This is a genomic window from Streptomyces sp. 3214.6, assembly GCF_900129855.1.
Classification (GTDB): domain Bacteria; phylum Actinomycetota; class Actinomycetes; order Streptomycetales; family Streptomycetaceae; genus Streptomyces; species Streptomyces soliscabiei.
In genome coordinates this window covers 8,361,177-8,376,616 of sequence record NZ_LT670819.1, presented here as the reverse complement: position 1 = coordinate 8,376,616, position 15,440 = coordinate 8,361,177, and the positions used below count along the sequence as shown (strand labels likewise).

Sequence of the window (15,440 nt, the reverse complement as noted above, 5' to 3'; positions counted from 1 at the left end):
ACTTGCGGTCATGACGAAGCCCGACGGGGTGAGTGAGCCGCCTGTCCGCCAGCCGCTGACCGCGTCGACCCTGTCCGTCCGGCTGACCCTCGACGGACACACCCTGAGCATCACGCGCCGGCTCTGGCCACTGCCCTGGGGGCGCACCCCACGCGTCCCGCTGCGCGACGTGATGGCCATGGAGGCGTGGGTGCGCGAGAAGAACCCTGGTTCGGCCCCTGTCGTCCGGGGCCGTTCATGCATGATGACGGGATGATCCATGGCGAGCAGCGCTTCCACGTCATCGTGCTGTCGAACTTCGCGAAGGGCTTCGACAAGTACGCGTTCGCTTACGGTAAGGCGGGGATTCCGGAGAGTACCTATCCCGACCGGTTCCACCTGCTGACCCGGGCGGAGTTGGGAATCGGCATCGGCAAGGCGCGACGACTGCTGGACCGTCTGGCCATTTCGGGCGACCGACTGCTGGTGCTGGAAACCACGGTGGACCCCGACAAGCTGGTGCCCAACGTGTCGACCGGGCTCGGCATGGAATTGCGCGAGGCTCGCATCCGGTTGTCAGCCGTCCACGAGCTCGACCACGTGGGCGACGAGGTCACTTTGCGCCCGACAACCGTCGAGGATGCGATGGCGGCTTCCCTGCACCTGCACGCGTCGGCACAGCGTCGCTACGCCGACATGCGACCGCGCTCGGTGTCGCTTCTGCCGGTCGCCGCCGCCTGCCAGGCCAGGTGTTCGTTCTGCTTCTCCTCGGCTTCGATCTCCAGCGACCAACCGCCGGCCCGGGTCCCGTGGGACGCGGTCGCCCACTGGCTGGAGCACGCCCGAGTGGCGGGTGCCGAGCGTGCGGTGATCACCGGCGGCGGAGAGCCCACGCTCATACCGTTCGAACAGCAGCTACGGCTGGTGTCCGCCTGCTCGGTGGCCTTCCCGAAGGTCGTCCTGATCACCAACGCGCACACCCTGGCAAAGGGCCAGCACGCTGACCAGGCCGGCCGACTGGCAGCCCTGAGCGCCGCAGGCCTGAGCGTGCTGGCGGTCTCCCGGCACCATCAGGACGACGCCGTCAGCGACCGGCTGATGATGTTGCGCACGCCGGTGAGCTCCGTGATCAACACCTGGCGCATGGAACGTGACCGCTGGCCGGGGCTGCAGCTGAGGCTGATCTGCGTGCTTCAGCACGGCGGCGTCGCCGACGCGGCCGGGGTCGCCGACTACCTTTCGTGGGCCGCGGCTCTCGGTGTCGAGGAAGTCTGCTTCAAAGAGCTCTACGTCTCCACCAGCACTGAGTCGCTCTACTTCGACCGAGCCGCCAACGTCTGGAGCCGAGAGCACCAGGTGTCGCTGTCCGTCGTCACCCGATTCGCCGAGCAGCACGGCTTCGAACTGGCGAGCCGCCTGCCCTGGGGCGCGCCGGTCTACCACGGCGACTGGGACGGCCGGCCGATACGGATCGCCGCTTACACCGAACCCAGCCTGCTCTGGGAACGCACCCATGGGATCGCACGCAGCTGGAACGTCATGGCCGACGGACGCTGCTACGCCTCCCTGGAAGACCGGGCCAGCGAGATCGCGCCGGAAGGTGCGACGGCATGAGGTTCGAGGAGTTCCAGGAATTCCGGCAACGGCAGCTCGTTGCTGGTTCGTCGCTTCTGGATGCCGCCGAGACCAACGTGTATCGGGCGCTTGCTCCGATGCGACCGGAACCGCCGACCGACATGAGTACGGTGCACCGGTGCGATCTCGCCCGTGCCTGGCTGCGGCGCTTCGAGCTGCCGGAAGAGTGGTCCGGCCACGCCATGGTGTGTCGAGGGGTCCGGCACGGGCTCGGCGTGGTGTTCCACTGGCTGCGCTCCGTGCAAGCGCGGTTGTGGCTGCCCAGCGACGTGTACCCGGTGTACTTCGAGCTGGCCCGCGCTGCGGGCCTGGCGCCCGCGTCCTACCCGACGCTGCCGGCGCCGGCCCTGCCGAGATCGCCGGCGGACGACCGGCCCGAATACCTGCTGCTCGCCAACCCCAGCAAGCCGCTCGGCCGGTACCTGTCCGATGCCGAGTGCGCCGCGGTGATTGCGTGGTTGCGGGAATCACCGCGCCGCCGCCTGCTGATCGACAGCGTCTACGACCTGGGAGTGCCGTTCGCCGCCGGTACACGGCGACTGCTGGACACCGGTTGCGCGGTCCTCCTGCATTCGGTCACCAAGGGATGGCTGTGGCCACGCACATTCGGCGTGGTCCTGATGGGTCCGACGCAGGCAGAATGGGCCGAAGCGTTCCGGGCGGATCCGCCGACGCCGTCACAGCTGAGGCTCGCCGACCGCCTGCTGACCGAGCACGGTGACGTGCCCCGGCAGGTCGTCGACGTACTGGCCGCACGGGCTGAGCGGTTGTTCGAACGGTTGCCGGACGACGTGCTCGAGGCGATTCCCGCGGCGAGCCGGACGTGTCCCGGCAACTATTTCTTCCCGGTTGAAATCCCGGCGGAGACGCTCCGGCGTGAGTGCGGCGTGCTCGCCATGCCGGTCAGCGTGTTCGGGGAGAGCAGGTGGTCCGGCTCCATCCTGACCAGCCTCGCCGACGCTTTCGGCCCGACGCCGGCGGTGGCGCCGAAACGCACCGAGCTGCTGCCGTACGAGGTTCGGCCCGACGCCGCGGGGTGACGGCCGTCTCGTAGGTTCCGCCGAACCGGGCGGTGGCGCTGGCCTGCACGAATCGCCAGTAGAATCCGTACACGTGACTTCCGCTGCCGCCAAGCCCCGCATCCCCAACGTCCTCGCCGGACGTTACGCCTCCGCCGAGCTCGCCACGCTCTGGTCGCCCGAGCACAAGGTGAAGCTGGAGCGTCAGCTCTGGCTCGCCGTGCTGAAGGCGCAGAAGGACCTCGGGATCGAGGTACCGGACGCGGCGATCGCCGACTACGAGCGTGTTCTGGACACCGTCGACCTGGCCTCCATCGCCGAGCGCGAGAAGGTCACGCGGCACGACGTGAAGGCGCGGATCGAGGAGTTCAACGACCTCGCCGGGCACGAGCAGGTCCACAAGGGCATGACGTCCCGCGACCTCACGGAGAACGTCGAGCAGCTGCAGATCCGGCTGTCGCTGGAGCTGGTGCGCGACCGTACGGTGGCCGTCCTGGCGCGCCTGGGCAAGCTGGCCGGCGAGTACGGCGAGCTGGTCATGGCCGGCCGCTCGCACAACGTGGCCGCGCAGGCCACCACCCTCGGCAAGCGGTTCGCCACCGCCGCCGACGAGCTGCTCGTGGCGTACGGCCGTGTCGAGGAACTGCTCGGCCGCTATCCGCTGCGCGGCATCAAGGGCCCGGTCGGCACGGCGCAGGACATGCTGGACCTGCTCGGCGGCGACGCCGCGAAGCTGGCCGAGCTGGAGGACCGCATCGCCGGTCACCTGGGCTTCTCGCAGGCGTTCACGTCCGTGGGGCAGGTCTACCCGCGGTCGCTGGACTACGAGGTCGTCACCGCGCTGGTGCAGCTCGCGGCGGCCCCCTCCTCGCTGGCGAAGACGATCCGGCTGATGGCCGGGCACGAGCTGGTGACCGAGGGCTTCAAGCCGGGTCAGGTCGGCTCGTCCGCGATGCCGCACAAGATGAACACGCGGTCGTGCGAGCGCGTCAACGGGCTCATGGTCATCCTGCGCGGCTACGCGTCGATGACCGGCGAGCTGGCGGGCGACCAGTGGAACGAGGGCGACGTGTCCTGCTCGGTGGTGCGCCGGGTCGCGCTCCCGGACGCGTTCTTCGCGCTCGACGGCCTGCTGGAGACGTTCCTGACGGTGCTCGACGAGTTCGGCGCCTTCCCGGCCGTCGTCGCCCGTGAACTGGACCGCTATCTGCCGTTCCTCGCCACCACCAAGGTGCTGATGGGCGCGGTGCGTGCGGGTGTCGGCCGTGAGGTGGCGCACGAGGCGATCAAGGAGAACGCGGTCGCGTCGGCGCTGGCGATGCGCGAGCAGGGCGCCGAGCGCAACGAACTGCTGGACAAGCTGGCCGCCGACGAGCGTCTTCCGCTCGACCGCGCGCGGCTGGACGCGCTGATGGCCGACAAGCTGTCCTTCACGGGCGCCGCCGCCGCGCAGGTGGCCGTGGTCGTCGGCCGTGTCGAGGAGATCGTGAAGCAGCGCCCGGAGGCGGCCGGCTACACCCCCGGAGCGATCCTCTGACCCACGTCGCACGCTTCACCCCGGCGGAGCTGGAGGCCGCCCGCGACCGTCTCGTGCCGGACGTCGTCGCGGGCGGCCTCCGCGTGCTGTTCTGCGGCATCAACCCGGGTCTGATGACGGCGGCGTCCGGCCACCACTTCGGCCGCCCCGGCAACCGCTTCTGGCCGGTGCTGCACCTCTCCGGCTTCACACCCCGGCTGATGAAGCCGGCGGAGCAGCGGGAGTTGCTTTCGCACGGGCTCGGCATCACGAACGTGGTGGCGCGGGCGACCGCGCGGGCCGACGAGCTGAGCGCCGAGGAGTACCGGGAGGGTGGGCGGCTGCTGGCGGAGAAGGTGACGCTGTTGAAGCCCCGCTGGCTGGCGGTGGTGGGCGTGACCGCCTACCGGGCGGCTTTCGACGACCGCAAGGCGGCGGTGGGTCCGCAGGAGCGGGTCATCGGGGACACACGCGTGTGGGTGCTGCCCAATCCGAGCGGGCTGAACGCGCATTGGACGGCGGCGACGATGGCGGAGGAGTTCGCCCGCCTGCGGGTGGCGGCGCAGGGCTGACGTCGGCGAACGGCGCGCCTGTCGGCGGAGCTTGCCGGTTCCGCGGCAGTCGGAGCACTCGCCCGAAGGCAGCTTTATGGCGGGGCGGTCTCCGTGACGACCAGGAGGAGTTCTATCTCGTCGTCCGGGTCGAGGTCGGCCACGCCCAGGGCCACCCAGCGGCCCTGTTCCGTCACCTGCCACAGGTATGCGTGGCCTGCCCTGAGGCTCAGCTCGGACCAGGGCTCGGGTATGTCCTCCCGCTCGGTCCGCAGCCGTATCGTCTGCAGGCCGATGTGCCGCGGCTCGCCCCATCGCCGCGTCAGTTCCCCGGCCAGATCCTCCTTGTCCTCGTGGAACCGCTCGACCGCCTCGACGCGCACGGCGGCGTCCGCCGCCACGAGACCGTGGCTGGTCGCTAAGGCGGCCGGGCGGTCGCCGGGGGCGGCGAGGTACTGCTCGATGTCCATGCGATCCAGTAAACCCGCCGCCACTGACAATTGGCGGCCCGTCAGTGGAGCACGTGTGCTCAGGCGTCCCTGCGTCGCAGCCGCCAGGCGCCGGCGGTCACCGCGATCGCCGTCCACAGGGCGGACACCGCGAGGCCGGTCCAGGGGCCGAGCGTGCTCTCCCGCGCGCTGTGCAGGGCCAGTTGACCGGCCCGGTCGGGGAGGAGGTCCGCCGCGCCGCCGGACAGGTCGCCCACCACGAAGGACACGATCAGCAGGAACGGGATGAGCAGGCCGAGCGCCGCCGTGCCGCTGCGCACCACCGTCGTCAGGCCGGCCGCCAGGAGCGCCATGAGGGTCAGGTAGAGCGCGCAGCCGACCACGCCTTGCAGGGCCTGTGCCGTCGTCAGGGTCTCGGCCCTCTCCCCCAGCACCGACGTGCCCACCGCCGCCGTCGCCAGTCCCGTGACCAGGCCGGCGGCCAGCATCGGGAGGGCGATCGCCGTCAGCTTCGCGGCGAGCCAACGGCCCCGCCGAGGTACTGCCGCCAGCGACACGCGCAGGGCGCCGCCCCGGAACTCGGCGGAGACGGCCGTCACGCCGAAGGTCACCGCCGCGATCTGCCCGAAGCTCACCCCGGAGAAGACGGAGAAGAGCACGTCCAGGTCGGTGTCGTCGGCGCCGGCGGCGCCGGCCGCCGCGGAGAAGGCGACCGTCGCGAGCGGCACCGAGCTCAGGGCGCCGACCTGCGACCGCAGCGTACGGATCTTGATCCACTCGGCGTGCAGCGCGGGAGTGAATTCCTTGGTCATGCCGCCTCCTGGGCAGGCGCCGCGAACTCGGTGTCGGCGGCGGTCAGGTCGAGGTAGGCCTGCTCCAGCGTGCCTTCCTCGGTGGCCAGTTCGAGCAGGGGAACCCCGGCGTCGGACACGACGCGCCCGATGTCGTCCACGCGCGCGTGCCGCACGCTCCAGTGCCCGTCGGGGTGTTCCACGGCGTCGTGGCCGTGCCGGGCGAGGGCGCTCTTCAGCGCGGTCGGGTCCGTCGTACGGATGCGTACGCGGGGCTGCACGCGCGCGTCGATGAAGTCCCGCATGGGGGTGTCGGCCAGGAGCCGGCCCCTGCCGAGGACGACGAGGTGGTCGGCGAAGGACGCGGTCTCGTTCATGAGGTGGCTGGAGACGAACACGGTGCGTCCTTCCGCGGCCAGCCGCCTCAGCATCCCGCGGATCCAGACGATGCCTTCGGGGTCGAGTCCGTTGGACGGCTCGTCGAGGAGCACCACTTGGGGGTCGCCGAGCAGGGCGGCGGCGATGCCGAGGCGTTGGCGCATGCCCAGGGAGTAGGTCTTCACCCGGCGTCGCGCGGCCGGGTCGAGCCCGGTCTCCTCCAGCACCTCGTCGACCCGGCGCACGGGAACGCGGTTGCTCGCGGCCAGGGCGAGCAGATGGTCGCGTCCGGTCCTGGCGCCGTGCGGGGCGTGCGCGTCGAGCAGGGCGCCGACATGCCGCAGGGGTTGACGCAGGGTGGTGTAGGCCCGTCCGCCGACGGTGGCGGTGCCCGAGGTGGGCCGGTCGAGGCCGAGGACGAGGCGGAAGGTGGTGGACTTGCCCGCGCCGTTCGGCCCGAGGAAGCCGGTGACACGGCCGGCCCGCACGCTGAAGGTGAGGTGGTCCACGGCCCGCCGGGGGCCGTACTCCTTGGTGAGGTCGTGGACGTCGATGCTGGTCATGGCCACGACTCTCGCCGTCGGCCCGGGTTGGGCGCCTCCCCCGTCCGGGGCGGGCCTCTCCCCCGCTCGGGGGAGGGCCGTTGTCAGTGGGGGCTGCCACGATGGTCGGCATGGGCCGCTTCCTGCGCCCGCTGCTGCGGGGGATCACGTACGCACGACTGCTGCATCTGTGGGTGCCGATGCTGGTCGTGAGCGTCTGGATGTACATCGATCCGTCGCGGCCGTGGGTTCCCGCGCTGGTACTCGTTCCGCTCGGCCTGGTCCCTGCCGTGCGCACCGGCGAGGGGGTGCAGGCCCGGCTGTTGCTCCTGCCCGGTGACCCGGGCCCCGACTTCTCCGTGGCGCCCTCGGCGACCTGGCGGGACCGGCTGCGGACGGTGCTGTGGCTGGAGGCGCGGATGGCCCTCGGCGCGGTGGCGCTGTTCGCGTGCGTGTGGCTGCCCGCCCTGGTCTACGACCTGGCCGTCGGCGCGGGCGGGCAGATGTCGGACGACCTGCCTCTGCCCGGTGACGTTGCGCCCGGCTGGTGGCTCGCGCTGCTCGTCCCTGTCCCCCTGCTCGCTCTGTACGGCGTCGTCGTCGGCCTGGGCGAGCTGATCACCGCGCTCGCGCGCGGGCTGCTCGGCCCGTCGGCGGCCGAGCGGCTCGCCGCCCTGGAGGAGCGCACCGAGCAGTTGCTGGAGCGCAACCGGATCGCCCGGGAGCTGCACGACTCCATCGGGCACGCGCTCACGGTGGCGGTCGTGCAGGCGGGCGCGGCGCGGGCCGCGGGCGACCAGGAGTTCACCGGCCGGGCGCTCGACGCGATCGAGGAGACCGGCCGGGCCGCCCTGGACGACCTGGAGCGGGTGCTCGGCGTGCTGCGCGAGGCCGAGCGGCCGCTGAACAGCCGGCCGACGCTCGCCGACGCGGACCGGCTGCTGGAGTCCGCGCGGGTGTCCGGCGCGACGGTCGACGCCGAGGTGACCGGCCCGCTGGAGGCCGTACCGGGACCGGTGTCCCGTGAGGGCTATCGCATCCTCCAGGAGGCGCTGACCAATGTGCTGCGGCACGCGGGAGCCGTTCCCGTGCGGGTCCGCGTGAGCGTTTCGGACGGTCTGCTGCGTCTGGAGGTGCGCAACCCGCTGACGGCCGCCATACCCGGCCCCGGGCGGGGCAGCGGACTGCGCGGGATACGCGAGCGCGCGGCCCTGCTCGGGGGACGGGCCTCGACCGGTCCGGACGCGGGCGACTGGCAGGTACACGCAGAACTGCCCATGAAGTGATCTACGCTGACCGGATGCCGGTGACCGTGCTCCTTGTCGACGACGAACCCCTGGTCCGCGCCGGGTTGCGGGCCGTGCTGGAGGCGCAGTCCGACATCGAGGTCGTCGGCGAGGCGGCGGACGGGGCGGCGGTGATCCCGCTGGTGCGGCAGCTGCGGCCGGACGTGGTCGCCATGGACGTACGCATGCCGCTGATGGACGGGATCGAGGCCACGCGTGCGGTGCTGCGGACGGTAGCCGAGCCGCCGAAGATCCTGGTCGTGACGACGTTCGAGAACGACGAGTACGTGTACGAGGCGCTACGCGCGGGCGCGGACGGGTTTCTGCTGAAGCGCGCCCGGCCCGCCGAGATCGTGCACGCGGTGCGCCTGGTCGCCGAGGGCGAGTCACTGCTGTTCCCGGCGTCGGTGCGGCGGCTGGCCGCCGAGTACGGCGAAGGCGGAGGCAACCGCGCGGCCCGGGACACGCTGGAGCGGGCCCGGCTGACCGAGCGGGAGGCCGAGGTACTGCGGCTGATGGCGCGCGGCATGTCGAACGCGGAGATCGCCGCGCGGCTCCTTGTGGGGGCGGAGACGGTCAAGTCACATGTCAGCGCGGTACTGGCGAAGCTCGGGGCGCGGGATCGGACGCAGGCGGTGATCACGGCGTACGAGTCGGGGTTCGTCGCACCGGGGTGAAAGGGGTGCATGACGTCGACGTGAGGGGTGCGTGACGTCATCGGTACCTGTTCGTCACTCGCCGGGATGCCTCCTGCCGAGTACGATCCGCCCACACGCGCACGAGCTGGGAGGACGGACGTTGGGGCAGCTGACCGGCGGGGATCCCTCGCTGTTGCGAAGGATCAATTCCGCGGTGGTGCTGCATGCGCTGCGTGCCACGGACTGCGCCACGCTCACGGAGATCACCCGCGTGACCGGGTTGTCCCGGCCGACCGTCGAGGGGGTCGTCGAGGACCTCATCCAGGCGGGGCTCGTCGTCGAGCAGGCGGCGGAGGAGGGTGCCGCACGACGGCAGGGGCGGCCCGCGCGGCGGTTCCGGTTCCGGGCGGAGGCCGGGCATCTGCTGGGTCTGGAGATCGGCTCGCATCGGGTGGCCGCGCTGCTGGCCGACCTGGACGGCCGGGTGCTGGGCGCGCAGGCCAAGGACGTCGACGAGGGCGCTCCGGCGGACGAGCGGCTGGAGCGGCTGCGGACGGCGGTCGCCGAACTGCTGCGCCGGGCCGGCGTGCCGCGCGCCTCCCTGCGGGCGGTGGGGGTCGGCACGCCCGGGATCGTCGAGGCGGACGGGACCGTGCGGCTGGGCACGGCGTTGCCCGAGTGGACCGGACTGCGGCTGGGCGAGCGGCTGAGTCGTTCCTTCAAGTGTCCGGTGCTGGTGGAGAACGACGCCAACGCGGCGGCCGTGGCCGAGCACTGGAAGGGGTCGGCCACCGAGTCCGACGACGTCGTCTTCGTGTTGGCCGGGCTGAGTCCGGGTGCCGGCGCGCTGATCGGGGGTCGGCTGCACCGGGGGTACGGCGGGGCGGCCGGGGAGATCGGCGCGCTGCACCTGCTCGGGCGGGAGGCGACCCCGGAGACGCTGTTGTCGACGACGGACGAGCCGCTGCATCCGCTGGACGAGCAGGCGGTCGCGAAGGTGTTCGCGCAGGCACGCCGGGGCGACCGGCAGGCGCGGGCGGCGGTGGACCGCTTCATCCAGCGGCTGGTGCACGACGTGGCCGCGCTGGTCCTGGCGCTCGACCCGGAGCTGGTCGTGGTCGGCGGCTGGGCGGCCGGTCTGGACGGTGTACTGGAGCCGCTGCGCCAGGAGTTGGCGCGGTACTGTCTGCGACCGCCGAAGGTGACCCTGTCGTTGCTCGGCGAGGCGGCGGTGGCGACGGGGGCGCTGCGGCTCGCCCTCGACCATGTGGAGGAGCAGTTGTTCGCGGTGGAGGGGACGGTGACGGCGCGGCGCTGACCGGCCGTCACCGGTGAAACGCGCCGCGCCCCGGAGGAGTTCCGGGGCGCGGGGGGACGTGTCCTCGCACGGGCGGGGGTGCAGACCGTTCAGGGAGCCTGCCGCCTCCGACCCGAGGCGGACGCTGTGCTCAGGACGCCTGCTGCTCCGGGCCGTGGTGTATCTCCACGCCGCCGGACGCGCCGAACGTCAGGCGGCACGTGTCAGCGCGATACGTGGCCACGGAGAGCGCCGCGGTGCGGCCCTGCGCGAAGAAGCGGGTGGTGACGACGAGGACGGGCGCGCCGGGGAGCCGGTCGAGCTCCTTGGCGTCGTCCGCGCGGGCCGAGCCCAGCTCCACGGCGCGGTCCTGACCCTGCAGCTCCAGGTGCTGCAGTTCGCGCAGCACCGCACGCGCGTGTGCCCCCTCGGACGAGGCGTCGATCGCGGCGAGGTCGGGCACCGACGTCCGGGGGACGTAGAGCAGTTCCGCGGCGACGGGCTGCCCGTGCGAGACCCGCGAGCGGCGCACGATGTGCACGGCCTGGTCGCGGGCGGTCTCCAGGGCGGTGGCGACGGCCGCGGGCGGCGCCGCGAGCGTGCAGTCCACGGCCTGCCAGGCGTCGTCGCCCATGCCCGGCCAGACCTGCTGGTCGGTGCCGACGGCGACGCCCATGCGCGGCGGCGCGACGGTGGTGCCGACGCCACGACGGCGCTGCAGTCGGCCCTCCAGTTCGAGCTGCTCCAGCGCCTGACGGAGCGTCGCACGGGCCACGCCGAAACGGGCGGCCAGCTCACGCTCGTTGGGCAGGATCTCCCCCACCGTGAATTCGGAGTCGAGTGCCTCGCTGAGCACGGTCTTGAGATGCCAGTACTTCGGTTCCGGTACCGATTCCAGTTGCGTGGTCCCCACCCTGTCCTCCGCAATCGCCGTGGTCCGGCGGCGTTTTCGCGCCCTTGTTTATTAAAGGTTGTTGTACTTCTCTGCGACCATAGGGCGGCCCCCACCCTTGGTCAAGACCAATACTCGAACCCTCGGGGCCCCGACGGGCGACCGGCGGGAAAGCGTTTACGGGGCGTTCGTACAGGCACGTTCTCGTGACACTCCGGCAAAGTCCTCGTCGTCAAACACCCGCCTGCGGGGCGGTCGGGACTTACCGTGACGGAGGTCTGATCCGACAAACGGGAGGTCGCTGTGCGGTACGCGGTACTGGGTACGGGACAGGTCGGTCGCACGCTGGGCGGAAAACTCGTGGAGCTGGGGCACACGGTGGTCCTGGGTTCGCGCACGAAGGACAAGCCGGCAGCCCTGGAGTGGGCTCGGGAGGCGGGCGACGGAGCGAGCGCCGGCACGTTCGCCGAGGCGGCCGCGGCTGCCGAGGTGGTCGTGAACGCGGTGGCGGGGCGGGTCTCGTTGGCCGCGCTGGAGGCGGCCGGGTCGTCCCACCTCGACGGGAAGGTCGTGGTGGACGTCTCCAACCCGCTGGAATTCGACGACGGGCAGGCGCGGCTGTCGCCGGTGGAGTCGGACAGTGTGGGCGAGCAGATCCAGCGGGCGTTTCCGCACGCGCGCGTGGTGAAGACCCTCAACACCGTCAACTGCGAGGTGATGGTGGATCCCGCGCGCGTGCCGGGCGAGCACCAGATCTTCGTGTGCGGGGAGGACGCGGACGCCAAGGAACAGGTCACGGCGCTGCTCGGGGAGTTCGGCTGGCCGGCGGACCGGGTGCTCGACCTGGGCGGCATCCGGGCGGCGCGCAGCGTGGAGATGTGGTTGCCGCTGTGGCTGGACCTCATGCGTCACTTCGGTCACGCGGACTTCAACCTGGAGCTGCGCAGGGCACGTTGAGCAAGAGCGAAAGCCACCACGGGTCCTCCGGGTCCTCCGGGTCCACCGGGTCCACCGGGTTCACCGGGTCCTCCGGGTTCACGGGGTTCACCGGGACCGGGTTCACCCACACGGGGGCTACCCGCCGGTAGTAATTGCTGACAAGCTGTCTAAGGGCGTCGTTTCAGTCGGCGTCCAAGGCGTTGTGTCCAGGCGTTTGCAGGCCAGTCCAGACGAGGAGCTTCCCATGTCCGCCACCGTCTCCTTCACGGTCCCCTCTCCCAGTGGCCCGCTGCCCGTGACCGTCTCCTACGCGCGCGTGGGCGAGGGCGAACCGCTGCTCCTGCTGCACGGCATCGGTCACCACCGGCAGGCCTGGGACCCGGTGGTGGACATCCTGGCCGCCGAGCGCGACGTGATCGCCGTGGACCTGCCCGGCTTCGGCGTCTCCCCCGCCCTGCCCGACGGGCTCGCCTACGACCTGCCCACGACGGCCGCCGTGTTCGGCGCCTTCTGCGAGGAGCTGGGGCTGGACCGCCCCCACGTGGCCGGCAACTCCCTCGGCGGCCTGCTCGCCCTGGAACTCGGCCGGGAGAAGCTCGTACGGACGGTCACGGCACTGTCCCCGGCCGGGTTCTGGTCGGAGGCCGAACGGCGCTACGCCTTCGGCGTCCTGATGACGATGCGGCAGATCTCCCGCCGGCTGCCGCTGCCCCTCGTCGAGCGGTTGGCGAGCACGGCGGCCGGCCGTACCGCCCTCACCAGCACCATCTACGCCCGCCCGAGCCGCCGCTCACCCGAGGCCGTGGTCGCCGAGACGCTGGCCCTGGCCCGGGCCACCGGGTTCGACCAGACCCTGCGGGCCGGCACCACCGTCCGGTTCACCGACGACCTCCCCGGCATGCCGGTCACGGTCGGCTGGGGCACCCGTGACTGGCTGCTCGTACGCCGCCAGGGCCTGCGAGCCAAGCAGATCATCCCGGCCGCCCGCCTGGTCCGACTGCCCGGCTGCGGCCACTGCCCGATGAACGACGACCCGGCGCTCGTCGCCCGCGTGATCCTCGACGGCAGCCGCTGACACCCCGGGGGCACGGCTCAACGCCCCCGCTCCCAGGGCGACTCCGACCCCCACCAGGGCGCTGCCCACGGCCTGGACGGAGCCGTAGGAGCCCGTTCCGACGAGGGGGGGCGGTGCAGGCGGCCGCGACCGGGATGAGGCCGGAGAAGAGCGTGGCTCGCTCGGCTCCGATCCGCTGCACGCCCATGTACCAGCACACGAAACCGACGACGGTGACGACGGCCGCCTGCCACAGCAGCGCGGCGGCCTCCTCGCCGACCGGCCGCCGCAGCCACCCGCCGCCGTCGACGAGCAGACCGATCGCGGCCGACTCGACGGCGGCGAGCCCGCACACCGTCGCCGACAGCAGCCGCGGACCCAGCGGCCGCAGGACGGGCACGGCCAGGACCGCGAAGCCCACCTCCCCGACCAGCGCGCAGACCGAGCAGGCGATCCCCGCGCCGTCCGTACGGCCCCACCCCTGCACCGTGAACGCGCCGACGGCGACCATCGACGCCCCGTACAGCACCGGGCGCCGGGGCCGCCGTCCCTCCAGGAGCGGGACCAGAACCGCCACGACGACGGGCGCGCAGCCGACGAGGACGCCGGGGACGGCGGGTTCCGCGGAGCGCTCGGCGGCCAGCACGGCCAGGTTGAAGCCGACCATCCCGACGGCCGCGACCAGTGCGAGGCGTGCCCACTGACGGCCCGTGAGCGCACACAGCCGGGCCCGGGCGCCGGCGCCGGCGAGGGGGATGAGCAGCAGGCAGGCAAGGCCGTAGCGCAGGGCCTGACCGCCCGCGTACGGGTAGGCGCCGAGGACGCTGTTGGCGGTGAAGGACCCTCCGACGAGGACGCAGGCGAACGCGGCGAGCAGACTCCCGCGCGTGGTGGTGGCGTTCATGGAGGTGACGCTAGGAACGACGGCGGCCCGGTTTAAGGTCCACTTCCATGACGTCATCGGGGACCAATCCTGACGGCCCGTCCGACCCTTCCGGCCCGTCACGCGCGTCCGGCCCGTTCGGTTCGGCGGCCTGGGAGGTGCTGTTGCCGGCCGTTTCCGCACCGGCACGCGCGCGTGGACGTGCGCTCCAGGCCGCGCTGCGGGACGCGGTGCGCTCGGGGCGGCTCGTCCAGGGCACCCGGCTGCCGTCCAGCCGGGATCTCGCCGCCGACCTCGGGGTGTCGCGCGGGCTGGTCACGGAGGCCTACGAGCAGTTGACGGCCGAGGGCTATCTGCGCAGCGGCCGGGGGGCCGGCACCTGGGTGGGCGGCGCCGTGCGGGCGGCTCGGCCACGCGCGCGTGACCACGCTCCGCGCACCCCGGGCGCGCGGGTCGACTTCGTACCGGGGACGCCGGACCTGTCGCTGTTCCCGCGCGCCGCCTGGGCGGCCGCGCAGCGGGGAGTGCTCGCCGAGCTGCCCCACCACGAGCTCGGCTATCCCGACCCGCGCGGGCTGCCCCGACTGCGCACCGCGCTCGCCGAACTCCTCGCCCGCCGCCGGGACGTGGTCGCCGACCCGGAGCGCCTCGTGGTGGTCTCGGGCGTGGCCCAGGCGACGGCGCTCTTCGGCCTGGCGCTGCACGCGCGCGGGCTGGCCGCGATCGGCGTCGAGGACCCCGGAAGCCCCCAGCACAGTGCTCTGTACGCGGCGGCCGGCGTCACCTCCGTACCTCTCCCGCTCGACGCGGAGGGGCCCGCTCTGGAGACACTGTGGTCGTCCGGCGTACGGGCCGTGGTGACGACGCCCGCGCACCAGTTCCCCACCGGGATCGCGTACTCCGCACGGCGTCGCACCGAACTGCTCGACTGGGCGAGGAACGTGGACGGCTTCGTGCTGGAGGACGACTACGACGGCGACTTCCGCTACGACCGCGCTCCCGTGGGAGCGCTGCAGGGCCTCGACCCGGAGCGCGTGGCCTACACCGGGTCGGTCAGCAAGTCACTCGCGCCGGGACTGCGGCTGGGCTGGCTGCTCGTCCCCGAGACGCTGGCCGAGGAGGTCGTCGAACGCAAGCGCACCATGGACCTCGGTCATCCCGCCCTCGACCAGGCGCTGTTCGCCCGGTTCGTGGAGCGCGGCGACTACGACCGCCAGCTGCGCCGCTGCCAGCGGGCCTACCGGGAGCGCCGGGACGCCCTCGTGAGCGCGCTCCAGGAGCACTTCCCCGGGGCGTGGGTGTCCGGCATCGCGGCGGGGCTGCATGTCATCGCCGGGCTGCCGCGGCGGTACGGGCCGCAGGAGCGGTTTCTGGAACGGGTGGCCGCCGTCGGTGTCGAGGTGCGTGCGCTCAGCGCGTACGCACACGCGCGTGCCGGAGCAGAAGACGGCGCTGCGGAGGTACGGCTCGTGCTCGGCTACGCGCAGCTGTCGCCCGCCCGTATCCGGGACGGGGTGCGGCTGATGCGGGAGGCCGCCGGGCAGTGATGTGGGTCGCATCCCCCGGGTGTGCGGTCAGTTGTTCACCTGCG

The 15,440-nt window shown here is 72.4% G+C and carries 15 protein-coding genes and 1 pseudogene; 11 read left to right on the top strand and 5 right to left on the bottom strand.

Annotation, left to right across the window (positions count from 1 at the left end):
- The first annotated feature begins 10 nt into the window (after nucleotides 1-10).
- The 5 genes from B5557_RS37895 (at nucleotide 11) to mug (ending at nucleotide 4,721) form a co-directional block, all read left to right on the top strand.
- Nucleotides 11-256, top strand: a complete 246-nt coding sequence (locus B5557_RS37895) for a hypothetical protein (RefSeq protein ID WP_079663721.1) — start codon at nucleotides 11-13, stop codon at nucleotides 254-256.
- Nucleotides 253-1,593, top strand: a complete 1,341-nt coding sequence (locus B5557_RS37890) for a radical SAM protein (RefSeq protein WP_079663720.1) — start codon at nucleotides 253-255, stop codon at nucleotides 1,591-1,593. Before B5557_RS37895 ends, B5557_RS37890 begins: the two co-directional genes overlap by 4 nt.
- Nucleotides 1,590-2,654, top strand: coding sequence for an aminotransferase class I/II-fold pyridoxal phosphate-dependent enzyme (locus tag B5557_RS37885; protein WP_079663719.1), 1,065 nt, complete (start codon nucleotides 1,590-1,592; stop codon nucleotides 2,652-2,654). Before B5557_RS37890 ends, B5557_RS37885 begins: the two co-directional genes overlap by 4 nt.
- Before the next feature lie 73 nt (nucleotides 2,655-2,727).
- Nucleotides 2,728-4,170 (top strand): adenylosuccinate lyase, encoded by a 1,443-nt coding sequence (purB, locus tag B5557_RS37880; protein WP_079663718.1) that lies wholly within the window; start codon nucleotides 2,728-2,730, stop codon nucleotides 4,168-4,170.
- A gap of 53 nt (nucleotides 4,171-4,223) precedes the next feature.
- Nucleotides 4,224-4,721, top strand: a complete 498-nt coding sequence (gene mug / locus B5557_RS37875; RefSeq protein ID WP_079663717.1) for a G/U mismatch-specific DNA glycosylase — start codon at nucleotides 4,224-4,226, stop codon at nucleotides 4,719-4,721.
- 74 nt (nucleotides 4,722-4,795) lie between these two features.
- Here the strand turns inward: mug and B5557_RS37870 are convergent, their stop codons facing one another.
- From B5557_RS37870 to B5557_RS37860, 3 genes are read right to left on the bottom strand one after another with little or no spacing between them, the layout of a single operon-like run.
- Entirely contained in the window at nucleotides 4,796-5,170 is a 375-nt protein-coding gene (locus B5557_RS37870; RefSeq protein WP_079663716.1) for a hypothetical protein, read from the bottom strand.
- Between the two features lie 59 nt (nucleotides 5,171-5,229).
- The gene (locus B5557_RS37865) at nucleotides 5,230-5,961 is read right to left on the bottom strand and encodes an ABC transporter permease subunit (protein ID WP_079663715.1); all 732 of its coding nucleotides are present in this window, start codon (nucleotides 5,959-5,961) and stop codon (nucleotides 5,230-5,232) included.
- A complete protein-coding gene (locus B5557_RS37860) occupies nucleotides 5,958-6,881 on the bottom strand; it encodes an ABC transporter ATP-binding protein (protein ID WP_079665215.1) in 924 nt (307 codons plus the stop codon). Before B5557_RS37860 ends, B5557_RS37865 begins: the two co-directional genes overlap by 4 nt.
- Before the next feature lie 110 nt (nucleotides 6,882-6,991).
- On the opposite strand from B5557_RS37860, the gene B5557_RS37855 reads away from it, so the two are divergent.
- The 3 genes from B5557_RS37855 to B5557_RS37845 all read left to right on the top strand — a co-directional run bounded on the left by B5557_RS37855 (nucleotide 6,992) and on the right by B5557_RS37845 (nucleotide 10,102).
- Nucleotides 6,992-8,146: a sensor histidine kinase gene (locus B5557_RS37855; RefSeq protein WP_079665214.1), complete on the top strand. Its 1,155-nt coding sequence runs from the start codon at nucleotides 6,992-6,994 to the stop codon at nucleotides 8,144-8,146.
- Between the two features lie 14 nt (nucleotides 8,147-8,160).
- A complete protein-coding gene (locus tag B5557_RS37850) occupies nucleotides 8,161-8,823 on the top strand; it encodes a response regulator transcription factor (protein ID WP_079665213.1) in 663 nt (220 codons plus the stop codon).
- 121 nt (nucleotides 8,824-8,944) lie between these two features.
- A complete protein-coding gene (locus B5557_RS37845) occupies nucleotides 8,945-10,102 on the top strand; it encodes an ROK family transcriptional regulator (RefSeq protein WP_079663714.1) in 1,158 nt (385 codons plus the stop codon).
- Between the two features lie 130 nt (nucleotides 10,103-10,232).
- On the opposite strand, the gene B5557_RS37840 is transcribed toward B5557_RS37845, so the two are convergent.
- The gene (locus B5557_RS37840) at nucleotides 10,233-10,994 is read right to left on the bottom strand and encodes a GntR family transcriptional regulator (RefSeq protein WP_079663713.1); all 762 of its coding nucleotides are present in this window, start codon (nucleotides 10,992-10,994) and stop codon (nucleotides 10,233-10,235) included.
- Between the two features lie 282 nt (nucleotides 10,995-11,276).
- Between B5557_RS37840 and B5557_RS37835 the strand changes: the two genes are divergently transcribed.
- Nucleotides 11,277-11,930, top strand: coding sequence for an NADPH-dependent F420 reductase (locus B5557_RS37835; protein ID WP_079663712.1), 654 nt, complete (start codon nucleotides 11,277-11,279; stop codon nucleotides 11,928-11,930).
- 226 nt (nucleotides 11,931-12,156) lie between these two features.
- Nucleotides 12,157-12,987 carry an alpha/beta fold hydrolase gene (locus B5557_RS37830; RefSeq protein ID WP_079663711.1) on the top strand — a complete coding sequence of 277 codons (831 nt, stop codon included), beginning with the start codon at nucleotides 12,157-12,159 and terminating at the stop codon, nucleotides 12,985-12,987.
- 2 nt (nucleotides 12,988-12,989) lie between these two features.
- Here B5557_RS37830 and B5557_RS37825 read toward each other — a convergent pair.
- A pseudogene (locus B5557_RS37825) lies at nucleotides 12,990-13,870 on the bottom strand (DMT family transporter); the annotation flags it as partial.
- A 47-nt stretch (nucleotides 13,871-13,917) separates the two neighbouring features.
- On the opposite strand from B5557_RS37825, the gene pdxR reads away from it, so the two are divergent.
- Nucleotides 13,918-15,396, top strand: a complete 1,479-nt coding sequence (pdxR, locus tag B5557_RS37820) for a MocR-like pyridoxine biosynthesis transcription factor PdxR (RefSeq protein ID WP_079663710.1) — start codon at nucleotides 13,918-13,920, stop codon at nucleotides 15,394-15,396.
- Nucleotides 15,397-15,440: the final 44 nt, after the last annotated feature.

What these genes read in the sequence shown, in the direction of transcription:
- B5557_RS37895 (WP_079663721.1), top strand. Translation starts at nt 11, where the DNA reads ATGACGAAGCCCGACGGGGTGAGTGAGCCGCCTGTCCGCCAGCCGCTG.
- B5557_RS37890 (WP_079663720.1), top strand. Translation starts at nt 253, where the DNA reads ATGATCCATGGCGAGCAGCGCTTCCACGTCATCGTGCTGTCGAACTTC.
- B5557_RS37885 (WP_079663719.1), top strand. Translation starts at nt 1,590, where the DNA reads ATGAGGTTCGAGGAGTTCCAGGAATTCCGGCAACGGCAGCTCGTTGCT.
- B5557_RS37870 (WP_079663716.1), bottom strand. Translation starts at nt 5,170, where the DNA reads ATGGACATCGAGCAGTACCTCGCCGCCCCCGGCGACCGCCCGGCCGCC.
- B5557_RS37865 (WP_079663715.1), bottom strand. Translation starts at nt 5,961, where the DNA reads ATGACCAAGGAATTCACTCCCGCGCTGCACGCCGAGTGGATCAAGATC.
- B5557_RS37860 (WP_079665215.1), bottom strand. Translation starts at nt 6,881, where the DNA reads ATGACCAGCATCGACGTCCACGACCTCACCAAGGAGTACGGCCCCCGG.
- B5557_RS37855 (WP_079665214.1), top strand. Translation starts at nt 6,992, where the DNA reads ATGGGCCGCTTCCTGCGCCCGCTGCTGCGGGGGATCACGTACGCACGA.
- B5557_RS37850 (WP_079665213.1), top strand. Translation starts at nt 8,161, where the DNA reads ATGCCGGTGACCGTGCTCCTTGTCGACGACGAACCCCTGGTCCGCGCC.
- B5557_RS37830 (WP_079663711.1), top strand. Translation starts at nt 12,157, where the DNA reads ATGTCCGCCACCGTCTCCTTCACGGTCCCCTCTCCCAGTGGCCCGCTG.
- pdxR (WP_079663710.1), top strand. Translation starts at nt 13,918, where the DNA reads ATGACGTCATCGGGGACCAATCCTGACGGCCCGTCCGACCCTTCCGGC.